Source organism: Candidatus Nanopelagicales bacterium (genome assembly GCA_018003655.1).
Lineage (GTDB): Bacteria > Actinomycetota > Actinomycetes > S36-B12 > UBA10799 > JAGNDY01.
The window spans coordinates 24,405-31,624 of sequence record JAGNDY010000017.1 but is presented as its reverse complement, the minus strand read 5'-3'; the positions used below and the strand labels follow the sequence as shown (position 1 = coordinate 31,624).

Below are 7,220 nucleotides of genomic sequence, written 5' to 3'. Positions count from 1 at the left end.
ATCGGAACGGTTGCCGACATCCAAGCCGCTGCAAGACGTCAGGGCATCGACGTCTCCGTCATCGAACTAGACGCTCAGTTCAGAGCCGGGGGCAGCCGCTCATACGAGCAGTGGGTGCTTCGGCTGCTCGGGCTGGCGGACGGAGGTCCCTCCAATTGGCAAGGCGACGATCACTACAGCGTCGTTGTAGTCGACTCCCCGCAAGAGATGGAGGAGTTCCTCGTCCGTCGTCAGAACGAGGAGTACTCCGCCCGAATGTCGGCGGGGTTCTGCTGGCCTTGGTCGAAGCTGAAGAAGGACGCCGCACTAGTCAACGATGTGGTCGTCGGGAAATGGGCACGTCCCTGGAACAACCCAGAGGAGCGCGAGCACCAAGGAGCACCTGCACGGAGCCTGTGGGCGACGAAAGATGGTGGCTTCGATCAGGTGGGGTGCATCTACACCGCCCAAGGTTTTGAGTACGACTGGTCCGGAGTGATCTTCGGTCCGGACCTCGTCTGGCGTGAAAGTCAGTTTGTTTCGGACGTGCGCGAATCGCGTGACCCCGCATTCCGCGGCAAGGACGTCCAAGGCTTTGACGAGTTCGTCCGAAATGTGTACAAGGTGCTGCTGACCAGGGGAATGCTGGGAACGGTCATCTACTCGACGGACGCCGCGACCAGAGAGCTCTTGCGGGAACTGGTCAGCCCGCCGTCGGGCGCGTGAGGTAGGACGGTTACATGAGCTTTGAATCTCTAACTACCCGCACCCGCGCGTTCGCGACCGAGCGGGACTGGGAGCAATTCCACACGCCCAAGAATCTCGCCATGGCGTTGGCCGGCGAGGCGGGCGAGCTACTGGCCGAGTTCCAGTGGCTCACAGCGGAGGAGTCGGCGAACCTGAGTACCGAACAGCGAACGGCTGTGTCGGAGGAGCTGGCGGACGTCCTGATCTACCTCTGCCGCCTAGCCGATGTCGCCGGCATCGATTTGGAGCAGGCCGCACTGGACAAGATCGAGGCGAACTCGGTCCGCTACAGCATTGAGGTCGCCAAGGGCAACGCGGCCAAGGTGGAAAGGTCTGAGTGACTTACGGTCTGTCCCAGTGGCTGTGCGCCGCTAGCCTGAAGCCATGTCCGAATGGCAGAGCGAAGTGAGCGCATCGCCGTTCCTGAAGGTTCCGCCAGAACATCACGTCGCATCGAACGAACTTGCCTTTGCGATCCGCGACAAGTTCCCGGTCACCCGTGGTCACACGCTTGTGATCCCGCGACGCGTCGTCACCCAGTGGTGGGATGCCACGACTGATGAACAGCAGTCGATCATGGCGTTGGTCGATCAGATCCGCGTAGACCTGCTCGATGACGAGGTCCGGTCATATCAACTCCCTGGGATGCCACGACCAGACGGTTTCAACGTCGGCTTTAACGCTGGCGATGCTGCCGGTCAGACCGTCGATCACCTTCACGTGCATGTCATCCCGCGGCACCAGGGCGACATGAACGACCCACGCGGCGGAGTTCGTCATGTGATCCCTGACAAAGGCAACTACCTGGGAGGCAGGCCCGAGACACATCCTGAGACCAAACTCGAGGAGGGTGTAGGTCGCGTCGTCGCGGCTGGTGAATCCGCTTCTTTGATGCAGTGGCTTCTGCTGATCATCGAGGAGGGTCGGCGAGCTGCGACGTACAAGCCAGCACTCCTGACTGCGATCGTCGACGCTGCGATCGAACGACCCGCAGCCACCGAGGAAGAATCCCCTGCGGTCCGAATTGGGCTCAGTGAACTAGCTGACCGAATCATCGAGTTGTACTGGCGTCAGACACGCCCCAACCCATTCGCCGAGGGCACCGGGCCTTTGCGACAAGCCACGACACCAACCAGTCGGATCCTTGCGGCGGCGACTCTGCTGCGATCGATGACGGGCGTCCCCTCCAACGCCGACATCGAACAGGTGAAGTCGATTCATCCGATCGAATACGCGCGCTGCCGCAAATCGGTTGAATCCGCGTTGGCGAAGCAGCCCATCCCTCGGTTGCAGCGGCCTGGCCGCGGGGCCTCTCGCGACGGCTACATCCCGCGCCTCTATGACGACAGCGAGTTTCTGCCCGAGCGAGGCGCACTCAATGACGACCCACACATCACCTTGCACCCCGGTGTGGCTTCCGCTCTTGCCGAGAATGCCTACGTTCTGCGCCAGGCGATTCAGAATGTTTGGCTGCGAGACGTCGCGTCCATCAACGCCATCAACACCCAAGAGGCCGAATTGCGTTCGTTCCTTTTCGGAGCGCAGCGCAGTTCACTGGCACCTTTGGTCGATCCGCTGCATGACCTAGCGAACGGACGATGCTTCTGGTGCGACCACCCGCTTGAGAGGAACAAGGTCGAGGTTGACCACGTCATCCCGTGGAGTCACTACCCGAGCAATGACTTGGACAACCTCGTGCTCGCGGATCGGGCGTGCAACGGCGACAAGTCCGCTCGTCTGGTCGTACCGGAACTGCTCGGACGCTGGGTCGAGCGAGATGTGTCCGCACTGGCCGAAATCTCGGCCGAAATCAACTGGCCCTTCGACCGCGCCAGGAGCCTGCGCGTTGGTCGCTCCAGCTACTTCTGGCAGCCAAACGGCATTCCCGTTTGGGCCGGGCGCCACAAGACGATCACCTTCGACGACCTACAACGCACGCACGCTCTGGACGTCCTGAAGGTTCCCGCGTGAGCCCCGCGGCAATTGCCAGGGTGAGGGGTATTCACTAGCCGGTGGCCGGGAAGCTTCGCGAACCACCGATGACCAGCGTCACCTCAACGTCCACGTCCTCGAGTCCGGCATCGTTGAGTTGCTGGCGCAACGGGTCTGGATTCAGCTCGGGTGGTCGACCGAGAGCCACGATGTTCAAGGTCCCTTGCGAGGCGCTGATCTGGGTGATCTGCCAGTCCTGCCCCTCAGCCCACTTCTTTGCGATCGGCGTTGCGATGATGTTGATCCGTTGGTCAAGGATGACCGTTGCCGACCCGAAGGCCAACGGAATCGCGACCAGAACAACCAAGCCCACGACGGCCGCCACGGACTTCTTGCTCAGGTTCCGGACGGCACGACCCTGCTCCTTGGCAACCTCTCGAACTTTGTAGACCAACAAGATGATGGTGCCAGTGAGCACGATCGCGCTGACGTTGGTGGCGAAGAGGATGAGCGCGCCGAAGGCTTCCGAGAAGTTGCCCTCGGACAGCATCAAACCGCAAACGGCGAGCGGCGGAACCAGCGAGATCGCGATCGCCACACCGGGCAGCGTGTCCGAGACGTCGGCGCGCACTAGCGCGAATGCACCCACAACGCCAGTGGCCAATGCGGCCAAAAGGTCAATCAGTGCTGGGCTTATCCGACTGGAGACTTGCGAGTTGCCGACCGAGCTCCACAGGTAGTCGACTGTGCCGAAGAAGAAGCCGATCGCAATGACCGACAGGGCTCCAATGACGACGAAGATGATCGAGCGAAGCAGCATCGTCCGGTCCGTCAGCACGAAGGCCAGCGCGGTACCGATGATGGGCGTCATCAAGGGCGCAACGATCATCGCGCCAATCACGGTCGCGGTGCTGTCCTGCATCACTCCGAGGGTGGCGATGACCCCGGACAGGAGCAGCAAGACCCAGAACCGCGACGTCTTGGTACGGCGTCGCATGCCTTCGAAGAACAGCGCATCAGTCATCCGGTCGAGATCAGCTGAATCGATCCGGTGCTGCAAGAAGTTCATTCGTTCTCCCTGGTCGGCTCGTGGAACCGTATCCGATCGAGAGCGACCATCAAGTGCGTACTCAAGATCAAGGGGTGGCGTCAGTTGCGTCTGGTTTGGGAGCAACGGGACGCTCGGGCGTCCCTCGAGGCCAGCTGAGCAATGCTGCGATCAAGAATCCGATCGCGCCCAGGAACGTTCCCCAGTTGCTCGCCGCGACGCTCTGGATGCCGCCGTCGATCATGGGCTTCGCACCCCAGGCGGAAAGCCCAAAGAAGATCGACCCGAGCATGTTGGCCGCGTTCACTGACTTGGCGCGTCCATGCAGCAATTGGCCGCGGCGTTTGCGCGCCCTCGGATGCCAGGCCACCAGACTGGCGATGAGGAACAGCAACGAACCCACGTAGTCCGGATGCCACACCCCCCGATCTGAATGCGTCGCGTGCCCCAGAGCCAGCACTAGCGCCCGTACGGTCATGACGTTGAAGTAGAGCGTTCCCACCAACTGAATGACGGCACTCATCCAATCGGGGTTCAGCCAATTCCGGCGGATGCTGTTCCAAAAACCCGTAGCCGGTGCCGGTTCGCGAGCGACCGCCGATCGCCACTGGACGAGTGCCGCCGCCGTGAATAGAAGTGCGCCGATCGCAAACGTCACACTCACAGCCACGGCAGACAGCGACTGCCAAACCATCACCGTCCCGAGGGCAAAGAGCACCGAACCCAGACCGAATCCGAGCGCCATCGCCCGCGCCCTACCGATATCGGAATTCACCACTACCCACTGACTCTCGCACCCGTCTGCGCGGGATTCATTCACTGACGACTTTCGTTGACTCTGCCCGAGCCATCGCCGCAACTAGCGAAAGTGACATCGGCGGCGAGTCCAAATTCGGTCAAGTATGACACCGCCACCCGACGTGGTGCGGATGCGCGTCAGCGAGGTAGCGGGGTAGCAGTGACCCACAGGAACGTTTCGCCGCCGATGGTGCGGCGCTGTTGATCGCCGACCACTAGACCTGCCGCCGCCAACTGCTCGCCCATCCGCGCCGGGGTTGTGTGGCTATAGAAGAGTTCCTGACCCATGAACTCTTTGGTCCCTTCGAACTCGTCCTGTCCGGTGTAATCACGCAGGGCGTAGGTGAAAAGGAAGCGTCCGCTTGGCCGAAGCCAGCGAGCAACCCGCGCGAAGATCGTCGGGTGGTCGCGCCACGGAACGTGGAACAGGCTGTAGACCGCCACCACTGCATCGAAGGAGTTGGCATCGAATTCAACATTGCGAATGTCAGCGAGGACAGTCGTTATCCCGGGGACGTAGGTGTTTGCGAGCTCGAGCATCCCTGCACTGAAGTCCACTCCCGTCACACGCCATCCCCGCGCGACAAACATGGCGCTGACCGGCTCACCGGCGCCGCAGCCGAGATCACAGAGGTCACCCACGGGCGGAAGGTCCGCGGCGAAGTCCCTCAGAACGCCACTCAAATCGAACACGTCACGCTGGCGCGCGTACGTCGCAGCGAACCCGTCATAGATCCGCGCCAACGAATCCGGCTCCACAGCACGCTCCCGTCCACCGGTCTGGCTGGCACTCCCTACTCATTGTGCTCCGGTCAATCAGACTCCGAGGAGGGTTCGCTCTAGGCTCCCATGCATGATCGATCCGACCACGTGTGCCAACGGACTGCCCAGGGGCGCCGGTTCCATCTTCTGGAAAGAAGGCATGGCCTCTTGCACGGCGTGCGGGCACAACTACCTTCACTCCAAGAAGGACCCCTGCCACCTCTGCCAGATTGAGGTTCGCTTGCGCGCGCTTGAGGTCGGTGCGGAGTAGCCGAGGCAGTCTTGGCCTCTCGGTGTGCCTCGGAACCCGGAGACGCGCGAAACGACTATCGCGGTGCGGAGGTGAACCCATGATTCTTGGAGAGGGTCAAGGCGATGCCCTGGTCTTCCTCCCAGGCTTTGTCGTCTGGCCGGGCGCCTACCGGCAGCTTCTGCAGCCGCTGGTCCGCGTCGATTTGTCGGTCGACGTTCGTCAGCTGTACCGGCCAGGTCCGGCGGCTCTCCTGGGCCGCTACTCCGTCGAAGACGAGGCCTCCGACGCCGCGTCACTGGTCCGCGCAGCGCGACTCGCACGGCACAGCGCTGGGATATCCCTGCGCTAATCGTCGGAGCCGGAATCGGCGGGCGTTGCGCTCCCGAACACCTCAACCACAACCACTTCGCCGCCGCCTCATCTGAGGCCTCGCATGTGGTCGTCTCGGACATGGGTCACATGGACGTGCTCAACGGCCGCGCCCGCGCTATCGGGCGGCGTCTGTGCGGCGGCGGGACGGATCCGGACAGAGCGCGTTCAACGGTCACCGAAATCCTGCGGCGCTATGGGACGCGATAGGTGGGATCTCTAGCTTGTCGTTCGGGGAGTGTCTACGACCGTGAAGTGGACGATCTTGCCTTGGCCGACGTCATCTTCACATTCGACTGTGAAGCCTCCTTTCGGCACAGGCTGTTCCTCGACAGCTGCCGTGTCGTGCGGGTGGATCAGCCCGCGGAGACCTCGGTGACCTGGCCATCCTCGACGTGCCAGCGCCGGGTGAGGCGAACAGTGTCGAGCATGCGCCGGTCGTGCGTGACCAGCAGGACGGTGCCGTCGAAGGACTCAAGCGCCTGTTCGAGCTGCTCGATGGCGGGCAGGTCGAGGTGGTTGGTGGGTTCATCGAGGACGAGCAGATTGACCCCGCGCGCCTGCAGCAGCGCCAGCGCTACGCGAGTGCGCTCGCCGGGAGACAGCGACAAGGCTGGCCGGAAAGCTTGCTGCGTGCCGATCCCGAACTTAGCGAGCAGAGTGCGGACATCCGCAGTGGGCCAGTCAGGCACCTGCCGGGCGAAGGCGTCGGAGACGACGTCCTCGCGCTCGAACAGCGCCCGAGCCTGGTCGACCTCGCCCACCACGACGCCGGCGCCGAGGGAGACCTGGCCAGCCTGCGGGGAAATTCGCCCCAGCAGAAGGGCCAGCAGAGTCGTCTTTCCGGCACCATTCGGCCCAGTCACGGCGACTCGGTCGCGCAGGGTCAACTGCAGGTCGACCGGGCCGAGGGTGAAGTCACCGCGACTGACACTGGCAGCGCGGGCGATCGCGACAACCTCCCCGGAACGCGGCGCGGCGGCGATGCTGAATTGCAGCTGCCATTCCTTGCGCGGCTCTTCGACGGTTTCGAGTCGCTCGATCATGCGCTCACTCTGCCTGGCCTTGGCAGCCTGCTTCTCGGTCGCCTCGTTGCGGAACTTCCTACCGATCTTGTCGTTGTCCTTGCTCTTGCGGCGCGCGTTCTTGACGCCCTTCTCCATCCAGGCGCGCTGCATCCGAGCACGCGCTTCAAGCTCAGCGCGCCGGCCGGAGTACTGCTCGTAATCGAGACGGGCCTGGCGGCGGGCAAGAGATCGCTCATCGAGAAAGGCCTCGTATCCACCGCCGTACGTCGTGATCTGTTGCAGACTGCGGTCGATCTCCACGACC

The 7,220-nt window shown here is 62.8% G+C and carries 9 protein-coding genes; 5 read left to right on the top strand and 4 right to left on the bottom strand.

Annotated features, from left to right (window positions below):
• The 3 genes from KAZ48_04515 to KAZ48_04505 form a co-directional block, all read left to right on the top strand.
• Positions 1 to 705 (top strand): DUF2075 domain-containing protein (locus KAZ48_04515; GenBank protein MBP7972041.1); only part of this gene is annotated, 705 nt, incomplete at its 5' end.
• A gap of 14 nt (positions 706 to 719) precedes the next feature.
• Entirely contained in the window at positions 720 to 1,067 is a 348-nt protein-coding gene (locus KAZ48_04510; protein ID MBP7972040.1) for a nucleotide pyrophosphohydrolase, read from the top strand.
• A gap of 43 nt (positions 1,068 to 1,110) precedes the next feature.
• Positions 1,111 to 2,697, top strand: coding sequence for an HIT domain-containing protein (locus tag KAZ48_04505; GenBank protein MBP7972039.1), 1,587 nt, complete (start codon positions 1,111 to 1,113; stop codon positions 2,695 to 2,697).
• 34 nt (positions 2,698 to 2,731) lie between these two features.
• Here the strand turns inward: KAZ48_04505 and KAZ48_04500 are convergent, their stop codons facing one another.
• From KAZ48_04500 to KAZ48_04490, 3 genes are all read right to left on the bottom strand, one after another.
• A complete protein-coding gene (locus tag KAZ48_04500; protein ID MBP7972038.1) occupies positions 2,732 to 3,727 on the bottom strand; it encodes a TIGR00341 family protein in 996 nt (331 codons plus the stop codon).
• Positions 3,728 to 3,794: 67 nt separating this feature from the next.
• Complete coding sequence (locus KAZ48_04495; protein ID MBP7972037.1) at positions 3,795 to 4,526, bottom strand: hypothetical protein; 732 nt, start codon at positions 4,524 to 4,526, stop codon at positions 3,795 to 3,797.
• 116 nt (positions 4,527 to 4,642) lie between these two features.
• A complete protein-coding gene (locus tag KAZ48_04490) occupies positions 4,643 to 5,263 on the bottom strand; it encodes a class I SAM-dependent methyltransferase (GenBank protein ID MBP7972036.1) in 621 nt (206 codons plus the stop codon).
• A gap of 94 nt (positions 5,264 to 5,357) precedes the next feature.
• On the opposite strand from KAZ48_04490, the gene KAZ48_04485 reads away from it, so the two are divergent.
• On the top strand, positions 5,358 to 5,537 hold the full coding sequence (locus KAZ48_04485) for a hypothetical protein (protein MBP7972035.1): 180 nt from the start codon (positions 5,358 to 5,360) through the stop codon (positions 5,535 to 5,537).
• 135 nt (positions 5,538 to 5,672) lie between these two features.
• Entirely contained in the window at positions 5,673 to 6,098 is a 426-nt protein-coding gene (locus tag KAZ48_04480) for a hypothetical protein (protein MBP7972034.1), read from the top strand.
• A gap of 146 nt (positions 6,099 to 6,244) precedes the next feature.
• Here KAZ48_04480 and KAZ48_04475 read toward each other — a convergent pair.
• The coding region (locus KAZ48_04475) for an ABC-F family ATP-binding cassette domain-containing protein (protein ID MBP7972033.1) at positions 6,245 to 7,220 on the bottom strand (976 nt) is incomplete at its 5' end.

Bases quoted from the DNA above. Each gene is read 5' to 3' on its own strand.
- KAZ48_04485 (MBP7972035.1), top strand. From the start codon at position 5,358: ATGATCGATCCGACCACGTGTGCCAACGGACTGCCCAGGGGCGCCGGT.
- KAZ48_04500 (MBP7972038.1), bottom strand. From the start codon at position 3,727: ATGAACTTCTTGCAGCACCGGATCGATTCAGCTGATCTCGACCGGATG.
- KAZ48_04505 (MBP7972039.1), top strand. From the start codon at position 1,111: ATGTCCGAATGGCAGAGCGAAGTGAGCGCATCGCCGTTCCTGAAGGTT.
- KAZ48_04510 (MBP7972040.1), top strand. From the start codon at position 720: ATGAGCTTTGAATCTCTAACTACCCGCACCCGCGCGTTCGCGACCGAG.